The 26,416-nt window shown below is 72.3% G+C and carries 28 protein-coding genes; 22 read left to right on the top strand and 6 right to left on the bottom strand.

Annotated elements, in window-relative coordinates:
* Window positions 1-159: 159 nt before the first annotated feature.
* Window positions 160-3,699, top strand: a complete 3,540-nt coding sequence (gene dnaE, locus ACWEK3_RS08640) for a DNA polymerase III subunit alpha (RefSeq protein ID WP_450537906.1) — start codon at window positions 160-162, stop codon at window positions 3,697-3,699.
* Between the two features lie 83 nt (window positions 3,700-3,782).
* On the opposite strand, the gene ACWEK3_RS08635 is transcribed toward dnaE, so the two are convergent.
* Entirely contained in the window at window positions 3,783-3,962 is a 180-nt protein-coding gene (locus ACWEK3_RS08635) for a hypothetical protein (protein WP_390725336.1), read from the bottom strand.
* Between the two features lie 248 nt (window positions 3,963-4,210).
* Between ACWEK3_RS08635 and ACWEK3_RS08630 the strand changes: the two genes are divergently transcribed.
* From ACWEK3_RS08630 to ACWEK3_RS08615, 4 genes are all read left to right on the top strand, one after another.
* Entirely contained in the window at window positions 4,211-5,428 is a 1,218-nt protein-coding gene (locus ACWEK3_RS08630; RefSeq protein ID WP_453249256.1) for an NYN domain-containing protein, read from the top strand.
* Window positions 5,429-5,544: 116 nt separating this feature from the next.
* Window positions 5,545-6,519, top strand: a complete 975-nt coding sequence (locus tag ACWEK3_RS08625) for an ABC transporter ATP-binding protein (RefSeq protein ID WP_450538053.1) — start codon at window positions 5,545-5,547, stop codon at window positions 6,517-6,519.
* A 229-nt stretch (window positions 6,520-6,748) separates the two neighbouring features.
* A complete protein-coding gene (locus ACWEK3_RS08620) occupies window positions 6,749-7,570 on the top strand; it encodes an ABC transporter permease (protein ID WP_450537908.1) in 822 nt (273 codons plus the stop codon).
* Between the two features lie 34 nt (window positions 7,571-7,604).
* Window positions 7,605-8,402, top strand: a complete 798-nt coding sequence (locus tag ACWEK3_RS08615; RefSeq protein WP_450537909.1) for a hypothetical protein — start codon at window positions 7,605-7,607, stop codon at window positions 8,400-8,402.
* Between the two features lie 119 nt (window positions 8,403-8,521).
* Here ACWEK3_RS08615 and ybaK read toward each other — a convergent pair whose 3' ends face one another.
* The 4 genes from ybaK to ACWEK3_RS08595 all read right to left on the bottom strand — a co-directional run bounded on the left by ybaK (window position 8,522) and on the right by ACWEK3_RS08595 (window position 12,807).
* Window positions 8,522-9,031 carry a Cys-tRNA(Pro) deacylase gene (gene ybaK, locus ACWEK3_RS08610; protein ID WP_453249255.1) on the bottom strand — a complete coding sequence of 170 codons (510 nt, stop codon included), beginning with the start codon at window positions 9,029-9,031 and terminating at the stop codon, window positions 8,522-8,524.
* A gap of 14 nt (window positions 9,032-9,045) precedes the next feature.
* On the bottom strand, window positions 9,046-9,786 hold the full coding sequence (locus ACWEK3_RS08605; protein WP_361411623.1) for an LON peptidase substrate-binding domain-containing protein: 741 nt from the start codon (window positions 9,784-9,786) through the stop codon (window positions 9,046-9,048).
* Between the two features lie 11 nt (window positions 9,787-9,797).
* Window positions 9,798-10,844, bottom strand: coding sequence for a hypothetical protein (locus ACWEK3_RS08600; RefSeq protein ID WP_453249254.1), 1,047 nt, complete (start codon window positions 10,842-10,844; stop codon window positions 9,798-9,800).
* 388 nt (window positions 10,845-11,232) lie between these two features.
* Entirely contained in the window at window positions 11,233-12,807 is a 1,575-nt protein-coding gene (locus ACWEK3_RS08595; protein ID WP_450537911.1) for an oxidoreductase, read from the bottom strand.
* Between the two features lie 198 nt (window positions 12,808-13,005).
* On the opposite strand from ACWEK3_RS08595, the gene hisD reads away from it, so the two are divergent.
* The 10 genes from hisD (at window position 13,006) to ACWEK3_RS08545 (ending at window position 20,710) form a co-directional block, all read left to right on the top strand.
* Entirely contained in the window at window positions 13,006-14,331 is a 1,326-nt protein-coding gene (gene hisD / locus ACWEK3_RS08590) for a histidinol dehydrogenase (protein ID WP_453249253.1), read from the top strand.
* A 7-nt stretch (window positions 14,332-14,338) separates the two neighbouring features.
* Window positions 14,339-15,454 carry a histidinol-phosphate transaminase gene (locus ACWEK3_RS08585; protein ID WP_453249252.1) on the top strand — a complete coding sequence of 372 codons (1,116 nt, stop codon included), beginning with the start codon at window positions 14,339-14,341 and terminating at the stop codon, window positions 15,452-15,454.
* Entirely contained in the window at window positions 15,451-16,053 is a 603-nt protein-coding gene (hisB, locus tag ACWEK3_RS08580) for an imidazoleglycerol-phosphate dehydratase HisB (RefSeq protein WP_225074245.1), read from the top strand. Before ACWEK3_RS08585 ends, hisB begins: the two co-directional genes overlap by 4 nt.
* Window positions 16,050-16,214 (top strand): hypothetical protein, encoded by a 165-nt coding sequence (locus tag ACWEK3_RS08575; protein WP_172632997.1) that lies wholly within the window; start codon window positions 16,050-16,052, stop codon window positions 16,212-16,214. The genes hisB and ACWEK3_RS08575 overlap by 4 nt, the downstream gene beginning before the upstream one ends.
* Complete coding sequence (gene hisH, locus ACWEK3_RS08570; protein WP_376395465.1) at window positions 16,205-16,855, top strand: imidazole glycerol phosphate synthase subunit HisH; 651 nt, start codon at window positions 16,205-16,207, stop codon at window positions 16,853-16,855. The genes ACWEK3_RS08575 and hisH overlap by 10 nt, the downstream gene beginning before the upstream one ends.
* 4 nt (window positions 16,856-16,859) lie before the next feature.
* The gene (gene priA, locus ACWEK3_RS08565) at window positions 16,860-17,585 is read left to right on the top strand and encodes a bifunctional 1-(5-phosphoribosyl)-5-((5-phosphoribosylamino)methylideneamino)imidazole-4-carboxamide isomerase/phosphoribosylanthranilate isomerase PriA (protein WP_376552170.1); all 726 of its coding nucleotides are present in this window, start codon (window positions 16,860-16,862) and stop codon (window positions 17,583-17,585) included.
* Window positions 17,582-17,986 carry a RidA family protein gene (locus ACWEK3_RS08560; RefSeq protein WP_450537915.1) on the top strand — a complete coding sequence of 135 codons (405 nt, stop codon included), beginning with the start codon at window positions 17,582-17,584 and terminating at the stop codon, window positions 17,984-17,986. Before priA ends, ACWEK3_RS08560 begins: the two co-directional genes overlap by 4 nt.
* Window positions 17,983-18,738 carry an imidazole glycerol phosphate synthase subunit HisF gene (gene hisF, locus ACWEK3_RS08555; protein WP_450537916.1) on the top strand — a complete coding sequence of 252 codons (756 nt, stop codon included), beginning with the start codon at window positions 17,983-17,985 and terminating at the stop codon, window positions 18,736-18,738. Before ACWEK3_RS08560 ends, hisF begins: the two co-directional genes overlap by 4 nt.
* A 113-nt stretch (window positions 18,739-18,851) precedes the next feature.
* On the top strand, window positions 18,852-19,439 hold the full coding sequence (locus ACWEK3_RS08550) for an ArsR/SmtB family transcription factor (RefSeq protein WP_450537917.1): 588 nt from the start codon (window positions 18,852-18,854) through the stop codon (window positions 19,437-19,439).
* A 14-nt stretch (window positions 19,440-19,453) separates the two neighbouring features.
* Entirely contained in the window at window positions 19,454-20,710 is a 1,257-nt protein-coding gene (locus tag ACWEK3_RS08545; protein ID WP_453249251.1) for an MFS transporter, read from the top strand.
* Between the two features lie 25 nt (window positions 20,711-20,735).
* Here ACWEK3_RS08545 and ACWEK3_RS08540 read toward each other — a convergent pair whose 3' ends face one another.
* Window positions 20,736-21,371, bottom strand: a complete 636-nt coding sequence (locus tag ACWEK3_RS08540; protein ID WP_141361816.1) for a TIGR03085 family metal-binding protein — start codon at window positions 21,369-21,371, stop codon at window positions 20,736-20,738.
* Window positions 21,372-21,537: 166 nt separating this feature from the next.
* Between ACWEK3_RS08540 and hisI the strand changes: the two genes are divergently transcribed.
* From hisI to trpM, 7 genes are all read left to right on the top strand, one after another.
* On the top strand, window positions 21,538-21,939 hold the full coding sequence (gene hisI, locus ACWEK3_RS08535) for a phosphoribosyl-AMP cyclohydrolase (protein WP_453249250.1): 402 nt from the start codon (window positions 21,538-21,540) through the stop codon (window positions 21,937-21,939).
* An 11-nt stretch (window positions 21,940-21,950) separates the two neighbouring features.
* Window positions 21,951-23,450 (top strand): anthranilate synthase component I, encoded by a 1,500-nt coding sequence (locus tag ACWEK3_RS08530; protein ID WP_453249249.1) that lies wholly within the window; start codon window positions 21,951-21,953, stop codon window positions 23,448-23,450.
* A gap of 61 nt (window positions 23,451-23,511) precedes the next feature.
* The gene (locus ACWEK3_RS08525; RefSeq protein ID WP_453249248.1) at window positions 23,512-24,159 is read left to right on the top strand and encodes a TIGR02234 family membrane protein; all 648 of its coding nucleotides are present in this window, start codon (window positions 23,512-23,514) and stop codon (window positions 24,157-24,159) included.
* Window positions 24,160-24,301: 142 nt separating this feature from the next.
* On the top strand, window positions 24,302-24,547 hold the full coding sequence (locus ACWEK3_RS08520) for an HGxxPAAW family protein (RefSeq protein ID WP_361411592.1): 246 nt from the start codon (window positions 24,302-24,304) through the stop codon (window positions 24,545-24,547).
* Between the two features lie 91 nt (window positions 24,548-24,638).
* A complete protein-coding gene (locus ACWEK3_RS08515; RefSeq protein ID WP_450537921.1) occupies window positions 24,639-25,139 on the top strand; it encodes a DUF2752 domain-containing protein in 501 nt (166 codons plus the stop codon).
* Between the two features lie 176 nt (window positions 25,140-25,315).
* Window positions 25,316-26,125 carry an indole-3-glycerol phosphate synthase TrpC gene (gene trpC / locus ACWEK3_RS08510; RefSeq protein WP_453249247.1) on the top strand — a complete coding sequence of 270 codons (810 nt, stop codon included), beginning with the start codon at window positions 25,316-25,318 and terminating at the stop codon, window positions 26,123-26,125.
* Between the two features lie 46 nt (window positions 26,126-26,171).
* Window positions 26,172-26,360 carry a tryptophan biosynthesis modulator TrpM gene (gene trpM / locus ACWEK3_RS08505; protein WP_361411586.1) on the top strand — a complete coding sequence of 63 codons (189 nt, stop codon included), beginning with the start codon at window positions 26,172-26,174 and terminating at the stop codon, window positions 26,358-26,360.
* The last annotated feature ends 56 nt before the right edge of the window (window positions 26,361-26,416 follow it).

Below are 26,416 nucleotides of genomic sequence, written 5' to 3'. Positions count from 1 at the left end.
CACCACACCAACGTCCGGCGGTGCGGTGGAGTGCCCGTGCTGACCCGCCTGAAGGTACGGCGCAAACGCGGCCGCGTGTCAGTGCCGGGGCATAGACTTCGACGCTGTCCCCCGGACTGTCCGCAGCACGTCGTCTATGTTGTCCATGGAGGCCGAACCGTGTCGAAGCCGCCGTTCACGCACCTGCACGTCCACACCCAGTACTCGCTGCTGGACGGTGCCGCGCGGCTGAAGGACATGTTCAACGCCTGCAACGAGATGGGCATGACGCACATCGCCATGTCCGACCACGGCAACCTCCACGGGGCGTACGACTTCTTCCACTCCGCGAAGAAGGCCGGAGTCACCCCGATCATCGGGATCGAGGCGTATGTCGCCCCTGAGTCCCGGCGCAACAAGCGCAAGATCCTATGGGGTCAGCCGCACCAGAAGCGGGACGACATCTCCGGTTCCGGCGGTTACACCCACAAGACGATGTGGGCGGTGAACAGGACCGGCCTGCACAACATCTTCCGCCTCTCCTCGGACGCCTACGCCGAGGGCTGGCTCCAGAAGTGGCCCCGGATGGACAAGGAGACGATCGCCCAGTGGTCCGAGGGCATCGTCGCCTCCACCGGCTGCCCCTCCGGCGAGGTCCAGACCCGGCTGCGCCTCGGCCACTTCGACGAGGCACTGAAGGCCGCCGCCGACTACCAGGACATCTTCGGCAAGGACCGCTACTTCCTGGAGCTGATGGACCACGGCATCGACATCGAGCGCAAGGTCCGCGACGGCCTCCTCGAGATCGGCAAGAAGCTCGGCATCCCGCCCCTGGTCACCAACGACTCGCACTACACCTACGCGCACGAGGCCGGCGCCCACGACGCCCTGCTGTGCATCCAGACCGGCAAGAACCTCTCCGACCCCGACCGCTTCAAGTTCGACGGCACCGGCTACTACCTGAAGTCCACCGAGGAGATGTACGCCATCGACTCCTCGGACGCCTGGCAGGAGGGCTGCGCGAACACCCTCCTGGTCGCCGAGATGGTCGACACCACCGGCATGTTCGAGAAGCGCGACCTCATGCCCAAGTTCGACATCCCCGAGGGCTACACCGAGGTCACCTGGTTCAAGGAGGAGGTCCGCCGAGGCATGGAGCGGCGCTTCCCCGGCGGCATCCCCGACGACCGCCAGAAGCAGGTCGCGTACGAGATGGACGTCATCATCCAGATGGGGTTCCCGGGCTACTTCCTCGTGGTCGCCGACTTCATCATGTGGGCCAAGAACAACGGCATCGCGGTCGGCCCCGGCCGAGGCTCCGCGGCCGGCTCGATCGTCGCCTACGCGCTCGGCATCACCGACCTCGACCCGATCCCGCACGGTCTGATCTTCGAGCGGTTCCTCAACCCCGAGCGCATCTCGATGCCCGACGTCGACATCGACTTCGACGAGCGTCGGCGCGTCGAAGTGATCCGGTACGTGACCGAGAAGTACGGCGCCGACAAGGTCGCCATGATCGGCACCTACGGCACCATCAAGGCCAAGAACGCGATCAAGGACTCCGCGCGCGTGCTGGGTTACCCGTACGCGATGGGCGACCGCATCACCAAGGCCATGCCCGCCGACGTCCTCGGCAAGGGCATCCCGCTGTCCGGCATCACCGACTCCGAGCACCCCCGCTACTCGGAGGCGGGCGAGGTCCGCTCGATGTACGAGAACGAGCCGGACGTGAAGAAGGTCATCGACACCGCGCGCGGTGTGGAGGGCCTGGTGCGGCAGATGGGCGTGCACGCGGCCGGCGTGATCATGTCCAGCGAGACCATCACCGAGCACGTCCCGGTCTGGGTGAGGCACACCGACGGCGTGACCATCACGCAGTGGGACTACCCGAGCTGCGAGTCGCTCGGCCTGCTGAAGATGGACTTCCTGGGCCTGCGCAACCTGACGATCATGGACGACGCCGTGAAGATGGTGAAGTCCAACAAGGGGATCGACATCGATCTCCTCAGCCTGGAGCTGGACGACCCCAAGACCTTCGAACTGCTCCAGCGCGGCGACACCCTCGGCGTCTTCCAGTTCGACGGCGGCCCGATGCGCTCCCTGCTGCGTCTGATGAAGCCGGACAACTTCGAGGACATCTCCGCCGTCTCGGCCCTGTACCGCCCGGGCCCGATGGGCATGAACTCCCACACCAACTACGCGCTGCGCAAGAACGGCCAGCAGGAGATCACGCCCATCCACCCGGAGCTGGAGGAGCCGCTCAAGGAGGTCCTGGACGTCACCTACGGCCTGATCGTCTACCAGGAGCAGGTGCAGAAGGCCGCCCAGATCGTCGCCGGCTACTCGCTCGGCGAGGCCGACGTGCTGCGGCGTGTGATGGGCAAGAAGAAGCCGGAGGAACTGGAGAAGAACTTCGTCATCTTCCAGGGCGGCGCCCGCAAGAAGGGCTTCAGCGACGAGGCCATCCAGGCCCTGTGGGACGTGCTGGTCCCCTTCGCCGGCTACGCGTTCAACAAGGCCCACTCGGCCGCGTACGGCCTGGTGTCGTACTGGACCGCCTATCTGAAGGCCAACCACCCCGCCGAGTACATGGCCGGCCTGCTGACCTCCGTCAAGGACGACAAGGACAAGTCGGCGGTCTATCTCAACGAGTGCCGCCGCATGGGCATCCGGGTGCTCCCGCCCAACGTCAACGAGTCCCAGTCGAACTTCGCCGCGCAGGGCGACGACGTGATCCTCTTCGGCCTGTCCGCCGTGCGCAACGTCGGCACCAACGTCGTCGAGTCCATCATCAAGTCCCGCAAGGCCAAGGGGAAGTACGCCTCGTTCCCCGACTACCTCGACAAGGTCGAGGCGGTGGTCTGCAACAAGCGCACCACGGAGTCGCTGATCAAGGCGGGCGCCTTCGACGAGATGGGGCACACCCGCAAGGGCCTCACCGCGCAGTACGAGCCGATGATCGACAACGTGGTCGCGGTCAAGCGCAAGGAGGCCGAGGGCCAGTTCGACCTCTTCGGCGGGATGGGCGAGGAGACCAGTGGCGAGCCCGGCTTCGGTCTTGACGTGGAGTTCTCCGCCGAGGAGTGGGACAAGACGTATCTGCTCGCCCAGGAGCGGGAGATGCTCGGCCTCTACGTCTCCGACCACCCGCTGTTCGGCCTGGAGCACGTGCTCGCGGACAAGGCGGACGCGGGCATCTCCCAGCTCACCGGCGGCGAGCACGCCGACGGCGCGGTCGTCACCATCGGCGGCATCATCTCCGGCCTCCAGCGCAAGATGACCAAGCAGGGCAACGCCTGGGCGATCGCCACCGTCGAGGACCTGGCGGGCTCCATCGAGTGCATGTTCTTCCCGGCGACCTACCAACTGGTGTCGACCCAACTCGTCGAGGACGCCGTGGTGTTCGTCAAGGGCCGCCTCGACAAGCGGGAGGACGTGCCGCGTCTGGTGGCAATGGAGCTGATGATCCCCGACCTGTCGAACGCGGGGAGCAACGCACCGGTGATCCTCACCATCCCGGCACTGAAGGTGACCCCGCCCATGGTCAGCCGCCTCGGTGAGATCCTCAGCCACCACAAGGGCGACAGCGAGGTCCGCATCAAGCTCCAGGGGCCGAGCAGGACGACGGTGCTGCGCCTGGACCGGCACCGGGTCAAGCCGGATCCGGCGTTGTTCGGCGATCTGAAGGTCCTGCTCGGCCCGTCCTGCCTGGCCGGCTGACATGAACGAGGGGCGTACCCGTGCGCATCGGGTACGCCCTCTCGTCGATTACCGCGCTTTGTTCAACAGCCCATGGACCGGACTCAGTTGTGGCCGAAGCGCTTCTGACGTCCCTTGCGGGCCATGGCAGTCGGACTTGTCTGCGGCCCGTGGGCATGATGCTCGGGCTGCGGCTCCGACGCGGAGTGCTCCGTCTCCTGCGGGCCGTTCGCGGCCACGGACGCCTTCTGCCGGCTGCGGTCCTGCTTGCGGTTCTTGGCCATGGTGATCATCCTCCTGTGGGGGATCTAGGGGCCAGGGCCGGGACCAGATTCACATAGGCCGACAATGAACGCATGTTGGATAATTACCGTATGTAACGCGGGGCGTCGGGGGGCGGGCGCCCGAAACGCCACGCCGAAGATCGAGTTCGGGCCGTTAACCCCGGCCGTGTCGGGCAGACTCGAAGCACATCCCGAAGCACATCCCGAAGCACATCCCGAAGCAACCTCCCGGAAAGAGGGTGGATCGCGTGGACCGCTGCATCGTCCTGGTGGACGCCGGGTATCTGCTGGGCGCCGCGGCCAGTCTCCTCGCCGGGGAGCCGTCGCGGTCCCGGATCACCGTCGACCACACCGCCCTTGTGCAGGGGCTGCGTGAACAGGCCGAGTCCGACACGGAGCGGCCCCTGCTCCGCATCTACTGGTTCGACGGCGCGCCCGACCGCGTACCGCAGCCCGAGCACCGCCGGCTGCGCGTGATGCCCCGGGTCACGGTCCGGCTCGGCGCGCTCACCCGCAGCGACGGACGCTGGGCGCAGAAGGGCGTGGACGCCGCGATGCACGCCGAGCTGACCGAGCTGGCCCGCAACCGCGCCTGCTCCGACGTCGTCCTCGTCACCGGCGACGGCGATCTGCTGCCCGGCATGATGGCCGCCAAGGAGCACGGCGTCGCCGTCCACCTGTGGGCGGTGCAGGCCGCCGACGGCGACTACAACCAGTCCGAGGACCTGGTCGCCGAGGCCGACGAGCGGCGCGTGCTGGACCGTACGTGGATCACCAAGGCCGTGCGCGCCAAGGAACTCGGCGGCATCTGCGCGCCACCGCCCGCGCCCCGCCCCGAGATCGCCGCGATCCTCTCCGCGCCGCTGCCCGAGTCCACGCTCGCCCAGGCCGCCGAAGGCCCCGCCGAACAGCGGCAGCACCCGGCCGCCGCCGCGGGACGCGGCGGCACCGAGGAGCGGGTGCCCGCCACCAAAGGCGTGCCCACCCCCAAGGACCTCGCCGCCCTGCGCGCCCCCGGCACCCCGTCCGCGCAGCACCCCTCCACGGCGACCCTGCGCTGGTCCTCGGACCGGGGCTGGGTGGACCGGCCGGGCCTGCCCGCCGAGCCGCCCGAGGCCGCTTCCATGCCGACGCTCGCCCAGCTGACGACGGCCGAGCAGCGGTGGGCGGACCGGGAGGAGGACATCACGACCGTCGGCGGCGACTCGTACGAGGTGGGACAGGTCTTCGCCCGGCGCTGGGTGGACCGGCTGGGCGACCAGGCGCACCTTCAGAAACTGTCGTCGATGTACCCCCGGATCCCGCACCGCGTCGACGGCGAGCTGCTGCGCTACGCCGCCCGCTTCGGTCTGCTCGCGCACAAGGACGACCAGATCGATGAGCACGACCGGTACGCCATCCGGGCCGGGTTCTGGCGGGAGATCGACGTACGGACGTCCACCGAGCGCGCTCCCGCCGGCGACTGAACCGCGGACCGGGCCGGCTCGGGGCGCCCCGAGGGCGAATGGGGCTCCGCGACCCCGTACCCTCGTCCCTTGTGAGTACGCGCACGGCACAGGCACTTCGGCCCGGGGACGACGTCGTGTGCGCGGTGCGCGGACTGACCCGGACCTACCCCGCGGTACGCGGCCGGCGCGGCGCTCCCGGGACGCCCGCGGTGCTGGCCACCGACGCGGTCGAGCTCGACGTCCGGCGCGGCGAGATCTTCGGGCTGCTCGGACCGAACGGCGCCGGCAAGTCCACCCTCGTACGCCAGCTCACCGGGCTGCTGCGCCCCGACAGCGGCACGGTCGAGATCCTCGGCCACGACATCGTGGCGCACCCCGAGCGGGCCGCGCGGATCCTCGCCTACCTCGGGCAGGAGTCCACCGCCCTGGACGAGCTGACCGTCTCGCTCGCCGCCGAGACCACCGGGCGGCTGCGCGGCCTGGACCTCAGGCGGGCGCGGGCCGAGCGGGACGCCGTCCTCGACGAGTTGGGTCTCGCGCCGATCGCCGGGCGCCCGCTGAAGAAGCTCTCCGGCGGCCAGCGGCGGCTCGCCTGCTTCGCGTCCGCGCTGGTCGGCGAACGCCCGCTGCTGGTGCTCGACGAGCCGACCACCGGGATGGACCCGGTGGCCCGGCGGGCGGTGTGGTCCGCCGTCGACCGGCGGCGCGCCGAACGCGGCACCACCGTCGTGCTGGTCACCCACAACGTCATCGAGGCCGAGACCGTCCTGGACCGGGTCGCGGTCCTGGACCGGGGCCGGGTCATCGCCTGCGACACCCCGGCCCGGCTCAAGGAGCGGGTCTCCGGCGAGGTGCGGGTCGAGCTGGTGTGGCGGGAGCGGGCGCCCCTGGAGGTGGCGGAGGTCGCCGTGCTCAGGGAGCGGGCCGTGGAGTCGGGTCGCCGCTGGACGCTGCGGCTGGCGCCCGAGGAGGCCCGCGCCGCCGTCGCCACGGTCACCGGCGGGGCCGCCTTCGCCGCCCTGGACGACTTCACCCTGACCACGCCCAGCCTGGAGGACGTCTACCTGGCGCTGGGCGGCGCCGCCCGGCAGGGGCTGGTGAAGACATGAGCCGCATGAACGGCATGAGCGCGCGGAACGACGGATCCGTAGAGGACTACGCGGGCGCCGGGGGGAACCCGTCCGGTGCGGGAGACGCGACCGCGCCCGCCGCACCGGCCGTGTTCGCCGCCGCGGACAAGCGCGCCGCGTCGTTCGCTGCCGCAGGTGAGCCGGCCGCGTTCGCTGCCGGCGGTAACCCGGCCGCTTGCGCTGCCGCAGGGAAGGGGAGCAGTTCGACGTGAGTGTCGTACCCGCCGGTGTGCTGCCGGGCGCGACGGCCGTGCAGGACGGCGGCGCCGGTGAGGCGGCCGTGCTCGGGCCGCGGGCGCGGCTGTGGCCGTCGCTGGCCGCCGTGTACCGGGCCCAGCTGTCCCGGGCGCGGGTGGCGCGGATTCCGCTGCTGTTCGTGGCGACCTTCCAGTCCGTCGGCATCATGATCATGATGCGGGGCGTGGTCAGCGGTGGGAGCGAGGCCCGGTTCGTGGTGTCCGGCGCCTCGGTCGTCGTCGTCGCCTACGTCGCCCTGAACCTGCTCTCCCAGTACTTCGGGCAGCTGCGGGCCAGCGGCGGGCTCGACCACTACGCGACGCTACCGGTACCGCCCGCGGCCGTGGTGCTGGGCGCGGCGGCCGCGTACGCCTCCTTCACGGTGCCGGGCACGCTGGTGACCGCCGTGTTCGGGTGCGTGCTGTTCGGGCTGCCGCTCGGCAACCTGTGGGTGCTGGTGGTGGTGATCCCGCTCGCCGGTGCCGCGCTCTCCGGGCTCGGCGCGGCCTGCGGGCTGCTCGCCCCGCGCCCGGAACTGGCCACCCTGCTGGGCCAGTTGGGCATGTCTGCGGCACTGCTGCTCGGCGTGCTGCCGCCCGACCGCATGCCCGGGGCGGTACGGCTGCTGCGCGACCTGCTGCCGTCCACGTACGGCGTGGAGGCCTACGCGCACACCTTCGCGGCCCGTCCCGACTGGGCTCTGGTGGCCGGTGACATGGCCGTCTGCGCCGGAGTCGGGGTGGTCTCGCTGGCCGTCGCCACCTGGGCCTATCGCCGGGCCGCCGTCCGGTGACGCGGCCGTCCCCCGCAACTGGCACGATGACAAGGTGACCGCTCCGTTGACTCCGCCACCACCGCCGCACCGGCGCTCCTCACAGCATTCCGGGTCCTCAGAGTCGTCTGAGTCCTCGGGATCGGGATCCGGGCAGGCCCCGAAGCCGGGGCCGGTCTCGCCCTGGCATTCCTGGCAGGTGCCGCCCGCCGGAGCCCGGCCGGTGAGCGCGTACGAACAGGACGGACCGGGCTGGGCGGCCGAGATCCGGGAGGCCGTCGTCGTCATGGTCGCCGTGGCCCTCTGCGGAGTGCCGCTGGGACTGCTCTGGCTGCGGCTGGCGCCCCGGGTGCCGCTGATCGCCGATGTGTCCGGGAGCAACTGGGTCGTCTACCTCAAGGACACCGAGGGGGAGCAGGCGATCGGCGTCGACGGCACGTTCACACTGCTGGCCCTGGCCTTCGGTGTGCTGAGCGCGGTGGTCGTCTTCCTGGTGCGGCGGCGCGGAGGGGTGCCGCTGGTGGTGGCCCTGTGCGTCGGAGGACTGCTCGGGTCGCTGCTGGCGTGGCGGCTCGGGGTGTGGCTCGGGCCCGAGCAGGACGTGGTCGCCCACGCCAAGGCGGTGGGCAAAGGGGTGACGTTCCCGGCACCGCTGAAGCTCGAGGCCCTGGGGGCGCTGCTGACCTGGTCGCTGGCCGCGCTGCTCGTCCACCTGGGGCTGACGGCCCTGTTCGGGCCGCGGGACCCGGAGATGTACGGGCCTGCGGTGCACGGGGACGGGGCACATGGGCACGGTTCGCACGGAGACGGTGCGCACGGGCACGGGTCGCACGGAGGGTCCTCGGCGCCCTAACCGGTCAGAGTCTGACCGGCGGGCGGGGTGTGGCGCGGACGCGGGGGGCCGACAGGACGGGCTCCGGCCCGGTCTCGTCCGCCGGCAGCCGCCGTGGGCGGTGCGCGGGCGCGGGCCGGTCAGGCGCGACCGATCGGGGCGAGGGTCGCGTTCGTGAGGCCCAGCAGGTCGCCGGGGGACAGTTCCACCTCCAGGCCGCGGCGGCCCGCCGAGACGCAGATGGTGGCGTGGGCCGGGGCCGAGTCGTCCAGGACCGTGGGGAGCCTCTTGCGCTGGCCGAGCGGGGAGATGCCGCCGCGGACATAGCCGGTGGTGCGTTCCGCGAGGGCCGGGTCGGCCATCGCCGCCCGCTTGCCGCCGACCGCGGCCGCGAGGGCCTTGAGGTCCAGGGAGCCCGCGACCGGCACCACGGCCACCGTCAGGGCGCCGTCGACGTCCGCCACCAGCGTCTTGAAGACCCGGTCCGGGGAGACGCCCATCGCCTCGGCCGCCTCCTCGCCGTAGGAGGGGTGGGAGGGATCGTGGTCGTAGGAGTGGACGGTGTAGGGCACGCCCGCCGCGGTCAGCGCCACCGTCGCCGGGGTGCCGCCCGCCCCTTTTTCCTGCTGCTTCTTCGCCTTCTTGGCCATCCCGACCCGTTCCTTCAGTTGAGACTCGTCGGGCCGCGGGTCAGCTCCGCGGCCGGCAACGACGGCAGACTACGGATGATCGCCGTCTCCCCGCGAAGGAGTTTCAGCTCGTCACGCAGCCGGGAGGAGACGTCGGGCGCCTGGAGCAGCCGCTGCTTCGTCGGAATGTCGAGCATCATCGCCGCCGCCACCAGGTACGACACCACGCTCGGCTCGTCCGGCAGCTCCGCGGCGGTCGACAGCGACCGCTCCCGGGCGCCCGCCAGCCGCTTCTGGTACTGGCGGAAGGACCGCAGCACCCCCTCGGCCAACGCGCCCGCCTCGTCGCCGGGCTCCTCGGTCAGCTCCTGCAGTTCCGCCACGAGGTACGGACCGGAGGCGTCCACCGACAGCAGCCGGACCCGGGTGGTGCCCGTGGCCAGCACTTCGAAGGAGCCGTCGGCCCGCTCCCGTATCGTCGCCGCGTCCGCCACGCAGGCCACGGAGTGGAAGGCCTTGGCGGGATCGGGGCCGAAGCCGGCGGCGGGGCCGCGTTCGGGCAGTGCGGTCGGATCGGGCATGCCCGGGGCGCTCACGGCCACTTCGTGGCCGTCGCGGATCGCCACGACGGCGAACCGGCGGGGCTCGTCCTCGGGTGTCTTCAGCAGCGCGCGCATCATGGCGCGGTAGCGCTCCTCGAAGACGTTCAGGGGCAGCACGAGCCCCGGGAACAGCACCGTGTTCAGGGGGAAGAGCGGAAGCCGGACGGTGGTCACGGCGCAAAAGCCTAATGCTCGCCGCGACGGGCGCGTCCGCCGAGCCCGTATCGCGGGCGCCGGGACGGCCGCGCGGGCGGTACCGACCCCAGGCCGGCGCGCAGTTTCAGGAAGAGTCCGAGGGGGTCGTCCGACAATCGGTCCCAGGGGAAGGAGGTGGCGTACGGGCCGATCAGGCGCAGCTGCGCGAGGGCGTCCTCGTGGCGTTCGAGCCGCAGCAGGACGCAGGTCAGCAGGTTGCGGATCTCCGCGGGCCAGGTCACGGCCGCCGGGAAGCGGGCGGAGAAGGCGATCGCCCGGTCGGCCGCCGCGTACAGCCGGGCCCTCGGCACCCGCGGACCGCAGCCGTCGGTCAGATAGGCGAAGGCAGCCCGCACGGGCAGCGCCTGGACGAGCGAGTCGGCCGGGGCGTCCTGGGCGGCCAGGTCGGCGAAGTCGAAGCACTCGCGGTGCGAGCCGTGCCAGGAGGCGGCCAGATAGCGCAGGGCGGCCACATGACAGCCGTAGTGGTGCGGGGCGCGGCGGACCGCGGCCTCCCACAGCTCCTCGAAGTACCGGTGCCCGGCGCGGCTGCCGCGCGCGTGGTCCAGCGCGACCCGCCACGGCACCGGGTCGCGGCTGTCGGCGCGTGCGGCGGCCGTGATCAGCGGGCTGACCCCGCGCAGCAGCTCGGCCCGCGCGGGCGAGGGCCAGGCGCGGTCGACCGCGAGCTGGGCGGCGACCAGCAGCGCGTCCGGGTCGTGCGGGGCGGCGGCCCGCCAGGCGTCCAGCCACTCCGGGCGCGAGCGGGCGATGGCGGCCAGCCGCGTCGCGTACCGGTCGCGCTCCTCCCACCGGCCTCTCTCCCGGGTGCCGGCGAGCAGCGCCGCGGCGGGCCGGTACGCGCCCTGGGCGGCGGCGACCAGCGCCGGGCCGAGAGGTTCGTCCGGTGCGTCGAGGAGGACCTCGTCATCGGAGGGGAGCCCGGCGGAGGGGAGCCCGGCCGCGGGGCTGGGGGCGGTTCTTGTCATCCGGGTGGGGCGGATGAAAGCGGGCAGCGATGCCATGGTGCCGACCATTGAAAGACGCAGGTCGCGGACGCGCCAGGGGGTTCGGGCAAGGCGGGGAAAGTTGTACGGCGGATAGTCAAGGTCAAGTAAAAGGTGACAGTTTCAACAACTGCCGCCCGCCGCCGGCACCCCGATCGCCACGCCTGGTTCCAGGAAACCGCCCTACCCGCTCACAGCACTAGTGCCCCAACACCAACGTTCGCCCCGTCGCGACGCCCGGCACGCTCCCCCGAGCTCTTCGAGCAGGGGCCCCCACTCGCCGCACCGCCCGAAAGCCCGAGTACGTCCAGTACGAGGACTTCCTGCCGGCACTCCCCCAAGCTCTTCGAGCAGGGGGTACCCCCAGAGCACGCACCGGACGCCGCTCCTTCACGGGCAGACGTTGCCTGCCGGGGCACTAGCTCCGCCGCAGTAGCCGGGTCGCGCCCGCCGCCACCGTCGTGGCCAGGGTCCAGCCGAGCAGGATCAGTGCCGCGGCGAGCCACTGCCAGCCGCCGCGCAGCTGCCACTCGCCCGCCTGGCCCAGGTCGACGACCGGCAGCAGCAGGTCCAGGGCGAACAGGGCGGGGTTCCACTCCGGGTGGCGGCCGGGGTCGGCCGGGGGCGGGGCCGCGCGCGCGAAGGCGAGCGAGCCGGCCGCCCACAGCACCGCCATCCACACCGCGGCCCGGCCGGGCCGGTATCCGTAGGCCACCGTCCAGTCCTGGAGGTAGCCGACGAGCTTGGCGGCGAGCGGCAGGGTCTCGCGGCGGCGGCGCTGCTTGGCGAGCAGCACCTCGCGCGCGTCCACGTCCTCGCCCGCCTCCCGCAGCACGGCGGCAAGGCGCTCGTACGGTTCCGGGTTGTACTCGGCGGTCGCCGCCGCCACCCAGTTCAGCCGCTCGGTCAGCGGGAACGGGCCCCGCGGCACCAGGTTCTCGTAGGCGAAGCCGCCCATGTGCAGGCTGCCCGGGGCGGGCCAGCTGCTCGCCCGGTCGACGAGAGTGACGACCCGCGCCCCGGACAGCAGCACCTGCCCGCGCGGCGGCCGCTCCCCGAGGAAGCGCAGCTCCGGCGTCTGCACCCGGCGCAGCGACAGCACCTGCTCGTCGGTGAGGGTGAAGCGGGCCCGTTCAAGATCGACCGCGTCACCGAACCGCCCGTCGTCCAGGCGCAGCCCGCCCCGGCACTCGAATGGCTGAATCCGCGTCCCGTGCGCGGGCGTCACCCCGCTCAGCGGTCCGCCGACGCCCGCCGGGGTGAGGTACAGGGTGCGCTCCACGGTGAGCTGCGGCGCGTTCAGCGCGAACCGCTCCCGCGGGTTGGCGAGCCGCGCGCCGCGCAGGCTCAGCGACACGCCGATCTTCGCGCTGCGCAGGCTGAACTCGCCGTACGACTCCAGCAGCTCCGCCTGGAGGTCCTGGCCCACCGTCATCCCGTCGGCGGCTATCGAGCGGCCGGCGCGGTCCCGGTGCACGACCGCCTGGTTGAGCAGCAGGTCCGTGCCGATGTGCGCGTCGGTCAGCCGTATCCCGCCGGTGAACCGGCAGCGCGGCAGATGCAGGTCGCCCTCGGTGCGCACACGGGCCGCCTCCAGCCGCGGCACCGCGCAGTCCACCAGCCGCACGGTGGTGAAGTGCGCCTCCGGCAGCAGGACCTCCTGGTCGAACCGGCAGCCGTTCAGCTCCATGTACGGCAGCACCGCGCCCCCGGCGAGGTCCAGGGCGCCCGTGATCCGCAGGCCGTGGAGCTTCAGCGACGACACGCGCCCGGCGAGCGCGGGCGGCCCGTCCAGCAGCAGCCAGCAGACGACGCGTGCCCGCACCGTCCGCTCGGGCCCCCACGGATGCCCGCCGTGCGGATCGTCCGCCACGGCGTCGCCGCTGCGCAGGTCGTACACGCTGCCGTTGCGGAAGGCCTGCCACATTCCCGCCTCGGTGGCGGTCAGGTCGTCGGACAGGTCCCCGGAGTGGACGCCGGCCCCCTCGGCCACGATCCTCCCTCCCTCCCTCCCCGGCTACTCGCTGGTTGACTACGCTTCGTACAACCGGTCATGCCCGATCGGTGACGCTCTGAACACGAAACGTGAAGGGGACCTTCCGTGTTCCGTACCAGCCACTGATGCGGCGTTCTGTATCAGCCACTGATACGGACGGACGGTGCCCGCGCGCGGTCTGAGAGAATTGACACCGTGATCTCCCGAATCGATCTGCGCGGCGACGCCCTCCCCGAGGGACCCGCCCTGCGCGACCTGCTGCCCCGAGCCGACTTCGACGTCTCGGTCGCCCTGGAGAAGGTGCGCCCGATCTGCGAGGCCGTGCATCATCGCGGGGACGCGGCGCTGATCGACTTCGCCGAGAAGTTCGACGGTGTACGTCTGGAGTCGGTGCGGGTCCCGGCGCAGGCACTCGAGGACGCGCTGGAGAAGCTCGACCCGGACGTGCGCGCGGCCCTGGAGGAGTCCGTCCGCCGCGCCCGGCTCGTCCACCGCGAGCAGCGCCGCGCCACGCACACCACCCAGGTGGTGCCCGGCGGCTCGGTGACCGAGAAGTGGGTGCCCGTCGAGCGTGTCGGGCTGTACGCGCCGGGCGGCCGGTCGGTCTACCCGTCCTCCGTGGTCATGAACGTCGTGCCCGCCCAGGAGGCCGGCGTCGAGTCGATCGCGCTCGCCTCGCCGCCCCAGGCCGAGTTCGGCGGGCTGCCGCACCCGACGATCCTCGCCGCCTGCGCCCTGCTCGGCGTCGACGAGGTGTACGCGGCCGGCGGCGCCCAGGCCGTCGCGATGTTCGCCCACGGCACCGAGTCCTGCCCGCCCGCGAACATGGTCACCGGCCCCGGCAACATCTGGGTCGCCGCCGCCAAGCGCTACTTCACCGGCAAGATCGGCATCGACACCGAGGCCGGCCCCACCGAGATCGCGATCCTCGCGGACGCCGGCGCCGACCCGGTGCACGTCGCCTCCGACCTGATCAGCCAGGCCGAGCACGACCCGCTGGCCGCCGCCGTCCTGGTCACCGACTCCGCGGAACTCGCGGACGCGGTCGAGGAGGAGCTGGAGCCGCAGGTCGCGGCGACGAAGCACGTCGAGGACCGGATCCGCCCGGCCCTGGCCGGCAAGCAGTCCGCGATCGTCCTGGTCGACGGCCTCGACGAGGGCCTGAAGGTGGTCGACGCCTATGGCGCCGAGCACCTGGAGATCCAGACGGCCGACGCGGCGGCGGTGGCCGACCGGGTGCGCAATGCCGGAGCGGTCTTCGTCGGCCCCTGGGCGCCGGTCTCGCTCGGCGACTACGCGGCCGGTTCCAACCACGTGCTCCCCACCGGCGGCTGCGCCTGCCATTCCTCGGGCCTGTCCGTCCAGTCCTTCCTGCGCGGCATCCACATCGTGGACTACACCCGGGACGCCCTCGCCGAGGTCGCCCACCACGTGGTGACGCTGGCGGAGGCGGAGGACCTCCCGGCGCACGGCGCGGCGATCAAGGCGAGGTTCGGCTGGAAGGTACCGACGAGCAAGTGAGCGGCAAGTGAGCTTCGGAATCGACGATCTTCCCGTACGGGATGAGCTGCGCGGCAAGTCCCCTTACGGCGCGCCCCAGTTGGACGTCCCCGTACGGCTGAACACGAACGAGAACCCCTACCCGCTGCCCGAGCCGCTGGTCGAGCGGATCGCCCAGCGGGTGCGCGAGGCCGCCCGCAGCCTCAACCGCTATCCCGACCGGGACGCGGTGGAGCTGCGCACCGAGCTCGCCGGGTACCTGACGAGGACCGGCGGCCACCGGGTCGGCGTCGAGAACGTCTGGGCGGCCAACGGCTCCAACGAGGTCATCCAGCAGCTGCTCCAGGCCTTCGGCGGTCCGGGCCGCACCGCGATCGGCTTCGAGCCCTCGTACTCCATGCACGCGCTCATCGCGCGCGGCACGGGCACGGGCTGGATCTCCGGGCCGCGCCGCGAGGACTTCACGATCGACCTCGCCGCCGCCGAGCGGGCGATCGCGGAGCACCGCCCGGACGTCGTCTTCGTCACCACCCCCAACAACCCCACCGGCAACGCGGTGTCGCGGGAGACCGTCCTCGCGCTGTACGAGGCCGCGCAGGCGGCCAAGCCGTCCATGGTGATCGTGGACGAGGCGTACATCGAGTTCAGCCACGGCGCCTCGCTGCTGCCGCTGCTCGAGGGCCGGCCGCACCTGGTCGTCTCCCGCACCATGTCCAAGGCGTTCGGCGCCGCCGGCCTGCGCCTGGGCTACCTCGCGGCGCACCCGGCGGTCGTGGACGCCGTGCAGCTGGTCCGGCTGCCGTACCACCTCTCGGCGATCACGCAGGCGACGGCGCTGGCCGCCCTGGAGCACACCGACACGCTGCTGGGCTATGTCGAGCAGCTGAAGGCCGAGCGGGACCGGCTGGTCGGCGAACTGCGCGCGATCGGCTACGACGTGATCGAGTCGGACGCCAACTTCATCCAGTTCGGGCGGTTCGAGGACGCCCACACCGCCTGGCGGCGGATCCTGGACAGGGGCGTCCTGGTCCGGGACAACGGCGTACCCGGATGGCTGAGGGTCACCGCGGGAACGCCGAAGGAGAACGACGCGTTCCTCGACGCGGTACGGGAACTGAAGAAGGAACAGGAGCAGAGCGGATGACTCGCGAGGGACGCGTCGGCAGGGTCGAGCGCACCACAAAGGAGACCTCGGTCCTGGTCGAGATCGACCTCGACGGCACCGGCAGGACCGACATCGCCACCGGTGTCGGCTTCTACGACCACATGCTCGACCAGCTCGGCCGGCACGGTCTGTTCGACCTGACCGTGAAGACGGACGGCGACCTGCACATCGACTCCCACCACACCATCGAGGACACCGCCCTCGCGCTGGGCGCCGCCTTCAAGCAGGCGCTCGGCGACAAGGTGGGCATCTACCGCTTCGGCAACTGCACGGTCCCGCTGGACGAGTCGCTCGCCCAGGTCACCGTCGACCTGTCCGGCCGCCCGTACCTCGTGCACACCGAGCCCGAGAACATGGCGCCGATGATCGGCGAGTACGACACCACGATGACCCGCCACATCCTGGAGTCCTTCGTCGCCCAGGCGCAGATCGCGCTGCACGTGCACGTGCCCTACGGGCGCAACGCGCACCACATCGTGGAGTGCCAGTTCAAGGCGCTGGCCCGGGCCCTGCGGTACGCGTCCGAGCGCGACCCGCGCGCGGCCGGCATCATCCCTTCCACGAAGGGCGCGCTGTGACCGGTCTGTCGACCCTGCTGATCGTCGTCGGCCTGTTCCTGCTCGGCGGCATCATCTCCTTCGTCAAGCAGCAGATGCCGAAGAGCCTCATCGTGCTGCTGTCCATCGGCGCGGCGATGTGCCTCGTCGCGGGCGTGATGCGGCTGGAGGTGTGGAATTGAGCACCGGCGCGAAAAGGGTGGTGGTCTTCGACTACGGCTTCGGCAACGTCCGCTCCGCCGAGCGGGCCCTCGCCCGCGCGGGAGCCGACGTCGAGATCACCCGCGACTACGACGCGGCGATGAACGCCGACGGTCTACTGGTGCCGGGCGTGGGCGCCTTCGCGGCCTGCATGCGGGGCCTGAAGGACGTGCGCGGCGACTGGATCATCGACCGCCGGCTGTCCGGCGGGCGGCCGGTGATGGGCATCTGCGTCGGCATGCAGGTCCTCTTCGCGCGCGGCATCGAGCACGGGGTGGAGGCCGAGGGCCTGGACGAGTGGCCCGGCACGGTCGAGCCGCTCCAGGCCGATGTCGTGCCCCACATGGGCTGGAACACGGTGCAGGCGCCGGCAGGTTCGGAGCTGTTCGCCGGCCTGGACGCGGACGCCCGCTTCTACTTCGTGCACTCCTACGCCGTCCACGACTGGCGGTTGGAGACCCACAATCCGGTGCTGAACGCCCCCAGGGTGACCTGGGCGACGCACGGCAAGCCCTTCGTGGCCGCCGTGGAGAACGACGCCCTGTGGGCCACCCAGTTCCACCCCGAGAAGTCCGGCGACGCCGGAGCGCAGCTGCTCACCAACTGGATCGGAACCCTGTAGAGACATGGCCAAGCTCGAACTCCTCCCCGCCGTCGACGTCCGCGACGGCCAGGCCGTGCGCCTCGTGCACGGCGAGTCCGGCACGGAGACCTCGTACGGCTCTCCGCTGGAGGCCGCCCTGGCCTGGCAGCGCGCGGGCGCCGAGTGGCTGCACCTGGTGGACCTGGACGCCGCGTTCGGCACCGGCGACAACCGCGAGCTGATCTCCGAGGTCGCCCGGGCCATGGACATCAAGGTGGAGCTGTCCGGCGGCATCCGCGACGACGACACCCTCGCCGCCGCCTTGGCCACCGGCTGCACCCGCGTGAACCTCGGCACCGCCGCCCTGGAGTCCCCCGAGTGGGTCGCCGAGGTCATCGCCCGGCACGGCGACCGGATCGCGGTCGGCCTGGACGTACGGGGCACCACGCTGCGCGGCCGCGGCTGGACCCGCGACGGCGGCGACCTGTACGAGACGCTGGAGCGCCTCGACAAGGAGGGCTGCGCGCGCTACGTCGTCACCGACATCGCCAAGGACGGCACCCTTCAGGGCCCCAACCTGGAGCTGCTGAGGAACGTCTGCGCGGCGACCGACCGCCCGGTGGTGGCGTCGGGCGGTGTCTCCTCGCTCGACGACCTGCGGGCGCTCGCCGGCCTGGTGCCGCTCGGTGTCGAGGGCGCCATCGTCGGGAAGGCCCTGTATGCGAAGGCGTTCACCCTGGAAGAGGCCTTGGAGGCAGTGGCGTCATGACGTCGGAAGCCGTACGGCGCGTGCAGAGCGGAAGTCCTTGGGAAGAGACATTCGGTTACGCGCGCGCCGTGGCGGCGGGCGACCGGGTCCTGGTGGCCGGCACGACGGGCTTCAAGGGCCGTGTCCTGTACGGGGAGGGCGATCCGTACGAGCAGGCGAAGGTCGCGTTCACCAGCTCGCTGGAAGCGATCGCCGAGTTCGGACTGGGCCCCGAGTCGGTGGTCCGGACCCGGATGTACCTGACCCATCTGCGGGACGTGGACGAGGTGGGCAGGGCTCACAAGGAACTGTTCGACTCGGTGCGTCCGGTCTCGACCCTGCTGGTGGTCGAGGGCTTCGTGGATCCGCGCATCCTGGTCGAGATCGAGCTAGAGGCATACAGAGGAGCCGTGGATTCATGACCCTGGCGGTCCGAGTCATCCCCTGCCTGGACGTGGACGGCGGCCGGGTGGTCAAGGGCGTCAACTTCCAGAACCTGCGTGACGCCGGCGACCCCGTCGAGATGGCCAAGGTGTACGACGCCGAGGGCGCCGACGAGTTGACGTTCCTGGACATCACCGCGTCCTCGGGCGACCGGGAGACGACGTACGACGTGGTGCGCCGCACCGCCGAGCAGGTGTTCATCCCCCTGACGGTGGGCGGCGGCGTCCGCACCACCGAGGACGTGGACAAACTGCTGCGGGCGGGCGCGGACAAGGTGGGTGTCAACACGGCCGCGATCGCCCGCCCGGACCTGATCCGGGAGATCGCCGAGCGCTTCGGCCGCCAGGTGCTGGTCCTGTCGGTGGACGCCCGCCGCACTCCCGCCGGGAGCTTCGAGGTGACCACCCACGGCGGCCGCCGGGGCACCGGCATCGACGCGGTGGAGTGGGCGCACCGGGCGGCGGAGCTGGGGGCGGGCGAGATCCTGCTCAACTCGATGGACGCGGACGGCACGAAGGACGGCTACGACCTGGAGATGATCGCGGCCGTCCGCAAGCACGTGACGGTACCGGTGATCGCCTCGGGCGGGGCCGGCAAGCTCGCCGACTTCCCCCCGGCCGTCACAGCCGGCGCGGACGCGGTCCTGGCCGCCTCGGTCTTCCACTTCGGCGACCTGCGCATCGGCCAGGTCAAGGAGGCCCTGCGCGGGGCGGGCCACCCCGTCAGGTAGTCGCGAGGCAAGGCCCCGGCCGGTTCCGGCCGGGGCTTTCTCACAGGCAGACGCGAAAGAGAAGTTGCGCAAATTATGTTGTGCAGTTTTTCTTTCGCGTCTAGCCTGTCGGCATGGCAGATGCGCAGAACCGCCGGATCACGGACGTGGGCACCCTCAAGGCGCTCGCGCATCCGCTGCGGTTGAAGCTCTACCGGGCGCTGTACCTGGAGCGCGTGGCGACGGCCTCGCGGCTGGCCGACGTCGTCGACGAGGCCGTGTCCCTGGTCAGCTACCACCTGCGCAAACTCGCCGAGCACGGGCTGATCGAGGAGGCCGAGGCGCAGAGCGACGACGGGCGGGAGCGCTGGTGGCGCCCTGCCGCGGAAGGCGTCAGCATCCACGACGAGGACTTCCGGGACGCGCCCGAGAAGACGGCCGCGCACACCGCGGCCTCCCGGCTCTTCTACGAGCAGCGCGGCGAGCTGTACCGGCGCCACCTCGACGAGCGGGCCCACTGGAGCCCCGAGTGGAACAGCGCGTCCATCGACTCCGAGTACCTGGCGCGGCTGACCGCGCCGGAGCTGGCCGATCTCGCCCGCGAAATGAACGCCTTGATCAAGAAGTACGAGGCGAAGGGACGCGCCGCCGAAGAGGCCGGCGACACCGAAGAACGCGAGCACGTCGCGTTGCACCTGTACGGATTCCCGTTCCGCGTCTGAGAGAGGCCACCCACGTGACCACCGTCTCCGCGGCATCCGCCGAGGCTCCCGCCGCCGAGCGTCCCGCCCACCGCGACGGCAACGTCCTGCGGTGGCTCGGGGCCTATACCGCCTCGATGGTGGGCGACAACATCTACTACCTCGCCCTGTCCTGGGCGGCCGTCCGGGCCGGGTCGCCCGCGCAGGCCGGAGTGGTGATGGCGGTCAGCGCGCTGCCCAGGGCCCTGCTGATGCTGGGCGGGGGAGTGATCGCCGACCGGCTCGGGCCGCGCAGGGTCGTCATCGGCAGCGACGTCGTGCGGTGCGCGGCCGTGCTCGGTGTGGCGGCGCTGCTGTGGCTCACCAGTCCCGGCCTGTGGCCGCTGGCCGCGCTCGCCCTGGTCTTCGGCGCCGTGGACGCCGTGTTCATGCCCGCCGTGGGCGCCCTGCCCGCGCGTGTGACCAGCCGGGGCCAACTCGCGCGCGTGCAGGGCATGCGCGGGCTGGCGATCCGCTTCGCGAGCGTCGTCGGCGCCCCGCTCGGCGGTCTCGGCGTGGCCCTCGGGGGTGCCGCCGCGGCGTTCGGGTTCGCCGGGCTGCTGATCGCCGTGTCCGTGCCGCTGCTGGTCTCCGTGCGGATGAGGGACCTGCCGCCGGACGACACCGCGGGCGCGGGCGACTCCACCGCCTGGCGTGACCTGGTGGGCGGCCTGCGGTACATCCGCCACCACCGCGTCCTCGCCCCGCTGATGCTGGCCATCGCCTTGGGCGACCTCGGCTTCGTCGGCCCGCTCAACGTGGGCCTGGCCCTGCTGGCGGACCAGCGCGGCTGGGGCGCCTCCGGCATGGGCTGGGTGCTGGCCGGGTTCAGCACCGGGGCCGGAGCCGCCTCCCTGCTGCTGACCGTCCGGGGCCGGCTGCCCCGCGCGGGAAGCCTGGCCGGCTGCTCGATCTTCGCCGGCTCCGCGGCCATCGGCGCCCTCGCCCATGTACCGAACGTCCTCGGCGCCGCCGCGGTGGCCGTGCTGGTCGGCCTCCTCACCGGCCTCAGCGGTGCCCTGTGCGGCGCGCTGCTGCAGACCCAGTCCGAACCCGCCTACCTCGGGCGGGTCACCGCCGTCGCCGGTCTGGCCGGCCTGGGCCTCGCCCCGCTCAGCATGCCGCTGTCCGCCGCCGCGATCGGAGCCTGGGGAACCGGCCCGGTGTTCGTCGCCAGCGCGGTGGTGTGCGCCCTGGGCGGGGTCGTGGCCCTGGCCGCCCCCGCCCTGCGCCGCGCCGAACTGCCCCACTGACCCCGCCGAGGCGGCGCGGCGGGGCTCAGAGCCCCAGCTGCTTCGTCTCCGACAGCTTCGTGATCGCGTCCTGGTCGCCGACCGTCTCGACCCGGGCCGTGCCCTGCCGGCCGAACGCGAACAGCAGCAGCTCCGACGGCTCGCCCGTCACCGTCACCACCGGCGTGCCCCGGTGCGCGACGGCCGTCCGGCCGTCGGGGCGGCGCAGGACCAGGCCGGTGGGGATGCCCCGGCCCAGCAGCCGCGCGGTGCGCTCCAGCCGGGACCACAGGGTCTCCTGGAAGACCGGGTCGAGCTCGCGCGGCGTCCAGTCGGGCTGGGCGCGGCGCACGTCCTCGGTGTGGACGTAGAACTCGACGGTGTTGGCCGCCTCGTCGATCTGCTTGAGCTGGAAGGGTGAGAAGCGGGGCGGGCCGGTACGGATCAGCTGGATCAGCTCCTCGTACGGCTTGGCCGCGTACTCCTCCATCACTTTCTGGAGGCGGGGCGCCAGCGGCTTGATCAGCACGCCCCCGGCCGCGTCGGGACGCCGCTCGCGCACCACCACGTGCGCCGCCAGATCACGGGTGAGCCACCCCTCGCAGAGGGTGGGCGCCTCGGGACCGGCGGTCTCCAAGAGATCGGCGAGAAGGAGCCGTTCACGCTTGGCAAAGGTCGACATGTGGTCAGCCTACGACCACGTAGCGCTTCCGCCCACCCGTCGACCGGCCACGCCGCGGCGCCGAGCCGCCCCGGGGCCCGGCGCCCGGAGGACCCCCGTCGCGCCGCGGCGCCCAGCCAGTGGAACGCCGCCCCGGCCGCCGGTCCCGCGCGGCACAATGGCACCCATGACCAGCACGCCCGGTACGCCCACGCCCAGCAGCCTCGACCAGGAGATCGCCCGCCGCCTCAAGCGCAGCGCCGACGGGCTCCTGCCCGCCATCGCCCAGCAGTACGACACCGGCGAGGTACTGATGCTCGGTTGGATGGACGACGAGGCGCTGCACCGCACGTTGACCACCGGCCGCTGCACCTACTGGTCGCGCAGCCGCCGGGAGTACTGGGTCAAGGGCGACACCTCCGGGCACGTGCAGCACGTCAAGTCCGTCGCCCTGGACTGCGACGCCGACACCGTGCTGGTCAAGGTCGACCAGGTGGGCGCCGCCTGCCACACCGGCGACCGCACCTGCTTCGACGCCGACGTCCTGCTGAAGGATGTTGGTTCCGGCGCGACGGCCGAAGGTCAGTAGGGTCAGCCGCCATGGACCTCGAGACGTTCCGCAAGCTCGCCACCGACCGCCGCGTCATCCCGGTCACCCGCAAGCTCCTCGCCGACGGCGACACCCCGGTCGGGCTCTACCGCAAGCTCGCCGCCGAGCGCCCCGGCACCTTCCTGCTGGAGTCCGCGGAGAACGGCCGTACTGCGTTCACATGGTCTCGGTACTCCTTCGTCGGAGTCCGCAGCGACGCCACCCTCACCGAGCGCGGCGGCCAGGCCCACTGGCTCGGCGCCCCGCCCGTCGGCGTCCCCGCCGAGGGTGACCCGCTCGCCGCCCTGCGCACCACCGTCGAGACCCTGCACACCCCCCGCGACCTCGCCCACGACCTGGGCCTGCCGCCCTTCACCGGCGGCATGGTCGGCTACCTCGGCTACGACATCGTGCGCCGCCTGGAGAAGATCGGCCCCGGCGAGCGCGACGACCTGCGCCTGCCCGAGCTGACCATGCTGCTCACCTCCGACCTCGCGGTCCTCGACCACTGGGACGGCACGGTCCTGCTGATCGCCAACGCGATCAACCACAACGACCTGGACACCGGCGTCGACGAGGCCTACGCCGACGCGGTGGCCCGCCTGGACGCCATGGAGGCGGACCTGTCCCGCCCGGTCGTCCAGCCGCCCGCCACGCTGCCGCCCTCCGAACTGCCCGAGTACACCGCGCTGTGGGGCGGCGAGGACTTCCGGGCGGCCGTGGAGGACGTCAAGGAGCGCATCCGCGCGGGCGAGGCCTTCCAGGTCGTCCCCTCGCAGCGCTTCGAAACGCCGTGCACGGCGAGCGCGCTGGACGTCTACCGGGTGCTCAGGGCGACCAACCCGTCGCCGTACATGTACCTGTTCCGGTTCGACGGATTCGACGTCGTCGGGTCCAGCCCCGAAGCCCTGGTGAAGGTCGAGGACGGAGGCGCGATGGTCCACCCCATCGCCGGCACCCGGCCGCGCGGCGCCACCCCGCAGCAGGACCAGGCCCTCGCCGAGGAACTGCTCGCCGACCCCAAGGAGCGCGCCGAGCACCTGATGCTCGTCGACCTCGGGCGCAACGACCTGGGCCGGGTCTGCGAGCCGGGCTCCGTGGAGGTCGTCGACTTCATGTCCGTCGAGCGGTACTCGCACGTCATGCACATCGTCTCCACCGTGACCGGACGCGTCGCGGCGGGCCGCACCGCCTTCGACGTGCTGACCGCCTGCTTCCCGGCCGGTACCCTCTCGGGCGCCCCGAAGCCGCGGGCCATGCAGATCATCGACGAACTCGAGCCGTCCCGGCGGGGGTTGTACGGCGGCTGCGTGGGCTACCTGGACTTCGCCGGCGACTCCGACACCGCCATCGCCATCCGCACCGCCCTGCTGCGCGACGGCACCGCCTACGTCCAGGCGGGCGCCGGCATCGTCGCCGACTCCGACCCGGTGGCCGAGGACACCGAGTGCCGCAACAAGGCGGCGGCCGTGCTGCGGGCGGTGCACACCGCGAACCGGCTGGGGCAGTAGGGCGTTTCTCACGTCCGGCACATGAACCCCGGATGACACCACGCCCGCGGTCCGAGCGATAGTGGAGTACGTGACTGCCCTACCTCACCCCCGTTCCGAAGCCGCCGCCCCCGCCCGGTCCGGCCGCCGCAGCCTCGCCGTCGCCCTGCTGTGCGGCGCGCTCGGCGCGGCCGTGGCGCTGCTCGCCACCCGGCAGCGCTGGGCGGAGGGCACCGCGACGGTGGCCGGCGGCGCCTTCCCGCTGACCGCCAAGGGCAGCGAGGTCACGGGCGTGCCCGCGGCGCTGGCCATAGTGGGCCTGGCCGCGCTGGTCGCCGTCTTCGCCGTCCGCCGCTCCGGTCGCGTCCTGGTCGCCGTGCTGCTCGCGCTCTCCGGCGCGGGCACGGTCGCCGCCGCCCTGCTCGGCGCCGGCGGCGACAGCGCCCTCGACGAGAAGGCCGCCCAGGTCTCCGGCGACACCGCCGCGACCGCCGCCGCGCTCAGCCACACCGGCTGGCCCTACGTCGCCGCCGTCGGCGGGGCGCTGCTGCTCCTGGCCGGCCTGCTCGCCCTGCGCTACGGCCGCCTGTGGCCGGCCATGTCCGGCCGCTACGAGCGCTCCGGCGCCCCCCGCTCCCGCGCGACCCGCCGGGTCGACCCCGACCGCCCAGAGGACCTGTGGAAGGCCCTCGACCGGGGCGAGGACCCGACCGGCTCCGGACCCGCCTGACCGCCGCCCGGCCGGGCGCGCTTTCCGCCGTGCCCGGACGGCGGCCGGGAGGTGCCACCCCCGCTCACGTCGTGTGCACGCGTACGGGACAATGGAGCCGAGCGTCCGGCTCAGACAAGAACACAGCAACGAGGAGCAAGTCATGGCGGGCAGCAGCCACGGTCACACCCCGGCCGCCTGGACCGGTGTCATCATCGCCTTCATCGGTTTCTGCGTCGCGGGCGCCTTCATGGTGATGGCTCAGCCGGTCGGCTTCTGGGCCGGCATGGGGATCGTGCTGGCCGGCGGCGTCGTCGGCGGCATCATGCGCATGATGGGCCTCGGCCAGAAGAACGAGCACCCGGTGCACCAGGTCGGCCCGCGCGAGCCGGCCCGCGCCGAGGGCTGAGGTCCGCGCGAGGCGGACCCGTACCACCCGACAGCCCAAGGGGCGGCCCGGTGCCGCCCCTCACGCGCGTGTGTGCCCGGTCCGGGGCAGAATGCGAGGCGTGAACCCCGACAGCCGGAGGGTGACGCACGGCCGGACGCCCATACCCCGCCCGCGGCGCACCCAGGAAGCCACCGCCGTCCCCACGCACGCCTCGGCCGTGCTCAGGCGGCTCGCGGTCCCGGCCGGGGTCCTGACCGCCGTCGCCGGCGCCTTCGCCTACGTCGGGGCCGTGGACCCCAACCAGCCCGGCCACTACCCGGTCTGCCCCCTGCTGCGCTACGCCGGTCTCTACTGCCCCGGCTGCGGCGGGCTGCGCAGCGCCCACGCCTTCGTCCACGGGGACTTCGCGACGGCCCTGCACGACAACGCCCTGGCCGTCGCGGGCTACCTGGTCTTCGCCGTGGTGTGGACGCTGTGGGTCCTGCGCGCCGTGCGCGGGCGGCCGCCGCGCCTCGTACTCGGGACTGCGCACCTGTGGAGCCTCGGTGCCCTGCTGCTGGTGTTCACCGTTGTCCGGAACCTGCCGTTCGGTGGCTGGCTCCATCCTTGATCGGGCCCGGTATGTCCAGGTAGTGGGACCGCCGTCCACCGGATGCGAGGTCGGCGCCCGGCTCCGGATACCATCGCAGTAACCACCGGTTTTGCCCGCCTGATCGGTTCGCGGCGGACCACCGGGGGCCGTTCGACCCGCTGGAACAGTCCACCGTCTGGAAGGGGGCCGCTCGCGTGAGTGTGCTCGACGAGATCATCGACGGAGTCCGTGCCGACCTTTCGGAGCGGCAGGCGCGCGTCAGCCTCGACGAGCTCAAGGAGCGCGCGGCGAAGGCGCCTGCGGCCAAGGACGGGGCCGCTGCGCTGCGCGGCGACGGCGTCAAGGTGATCTGCGAAGTCAAGCGCTCCAGCCCGTCCAAGGGCGCACTGGCCGCGATCGCCGACCCGGCCGGGCTCGCCGCGGACTACGAGGCGGGCGGCGCCTCCGTCATCTCGGTGCTGACCGAGCGGCGCCGCTTCGGCGGCTCGCTGGCCGACCTGGAGGCGGTCCGCGCGCGCGTGGACATCCCGGTCCTGCGCAAGGACTTCATCGTCACCTCCTACCAGCTGTGGGAGGCCCGGGCCTACGGCGCCGACCTCGCCCTGCTGATCGTCGCAGCCCTGGACCAGCCGGCCCTGGAGTCGCTGATCGAGCGTGCGGTGTCCATCGGACTCACCCCCCTTGTCGAGGTCCACGACGAGGAGGAGGTCGAGCGCGCGGTGGACGCGGGCGCCAAGGTGATCGGCATCAACGCGCGCAACCTGAAGACGCTCGAGGTCGACCGCGACACCTTCGAGCGGGTGGCCCCGGAGATCCCGGACGATCTCGTCAAGATCGCCGAGTCCGGCGTGCGCGGCCCGCACGACCTCATCGCCTACGCCAACGCCGGCGCCGACGCGGTCCTGGTCGGCGAGTCCCTCGTCACCGGCCGCGACCCGAAGACGGCGGTCGCCGACCTGGTGGCGGCCGGGGCGCACCCGGCGCTGCGGCACGGGCGGAGCTGAGCGAGCCGCTCACCCGAGTGGCCGTACGCCGGTAGTGTGTGCCCCGATGACCCTCCCGATCGCCGAACCCTCCCGGGACCCGTACGCCCGCCTCGCGCGCGGCTGCCGGCCCCGTGGCTGCCGCGCGCCCGCACGCCGTGTGCACGGCCGCAGGGTGCGGTACGTCATCGGCGACGAACCGGGCCAGGTCAACGGCATGCGATGGCGTCGCCCGCGTGCGCGCCACCAGCGGTGAGCTGAGCAGCGTCGTCCGGCCCCAGGCCGGTCGCCCCGCCTCCGCCGCTCCCGGCC

Source organism: Streptomyces sp. NPDC004721 (assembly GCF_053601495.1).
This window is presented reverse-complemented; position numbering and strand designations above follow the sequence as displayed.

Excerpts from the sequence above, each read along its gene's own strand:
- ybaK (WP_453249255.1), bottom strand. The coding sequence starts at position 9,031 with ATGGCCAAGAAGGCGAAGAAGCAGCAGGAAAAAGGGGCGGGCGGCACC.
- ACWEK3_RS08560 (WP_450537915.1), top strand. The coding sequence starts at position 17,582 with ATGACGTCGGAAGCCGTACGGCGCGTGCAGAGCGGAAGTCCTTGGGAA.
- ACWEK3_RS08600 (WP_453249254.1), bottom strand. The coding sequence starts at position 10,844 with ATGGTCGGCACCATGGCATCGCTGCCCGCTTTCATCCGCCCCACCCGG.
- hisB (WP_225074245.1), top strand. The coding sequence starts at position 15,451 with ATGACTCGCGAGGGACGCGTCGGCAGGGTCGAGCGCACCACAAAGGAG.
- ACWEK3_RS08515 (WP_450537921.1), top strand. The coding sequence starts at position 24,639 with ATGCGAGGCGTGAACCCCGACAGCCGGAGGGTGACGCACGGCCGGACG.
- ACWEK3_RS08540 (WP_141361816.1), bottom strand. The coding sequence starts at position 21,371 with ATGTCGACCTTTGCCAAGCGTGAACGGCTCCTTCTCGCCGATCTCTTG.
- ACWEK3_RS08635 (WP_390725336.1), bottom strand. The coding sequence starts at position 3,962 with ATGGCCAAGAACCGCAAGCAGGACCGCAGCCGGCAGAAGGCGTCCGTG.
- ACWEK3_RS08520 (WP_361411592.1), top strand. The coding sequence starts at position 24,302 with ATGGCGGGCAGCAGCCACGGTCACACCCCGGCCGCCTGGACCGGTGTC.
- hisF (WP_450537916.1), top strand. The coding sequence starts at position 17,983 with ATGACCCTGGCGGTCCGAGTCATCCCCTGCCTGGACGTGGACGGCGGC.
- trpM (WP_361411586.1), top strand. The coding sequence starts at position 26,172 with ATGACCCTCCCGATCGCCGAACCCTCCCGGGACCCGTACGCCCGCCTC.
- priA (WP_376552170.1), top strand. The coding sequence starts at position 16,860 with ATGGCCAAGCTCGAACTCCTCCCCGCCGTCGACGTCCGCGACGGCCAG.
- hisI (WP_453249250.1), top strand. The coding sequence starts at position 21,538 with ATGACCAGCACGCCCGGTACGCCCACGCCCAGCAGCCTCGACCAGGAG.
- ACWEK3_RS08530 (WP_453249249.1), top strand. The coding sequence starts at position 21,951 with ATGGACCTCGAGACGTTCCGCAAGCTCGCCACCGACCGCCGCGTCATC.
- ACWEK3_RS08550 (WP_450537917.1), top strand. The coding sequence starts at position 18,852 with ATGGCAGATGCGCAGAACCGCCGGATCACGGACGTGGGCACCCTCAAG.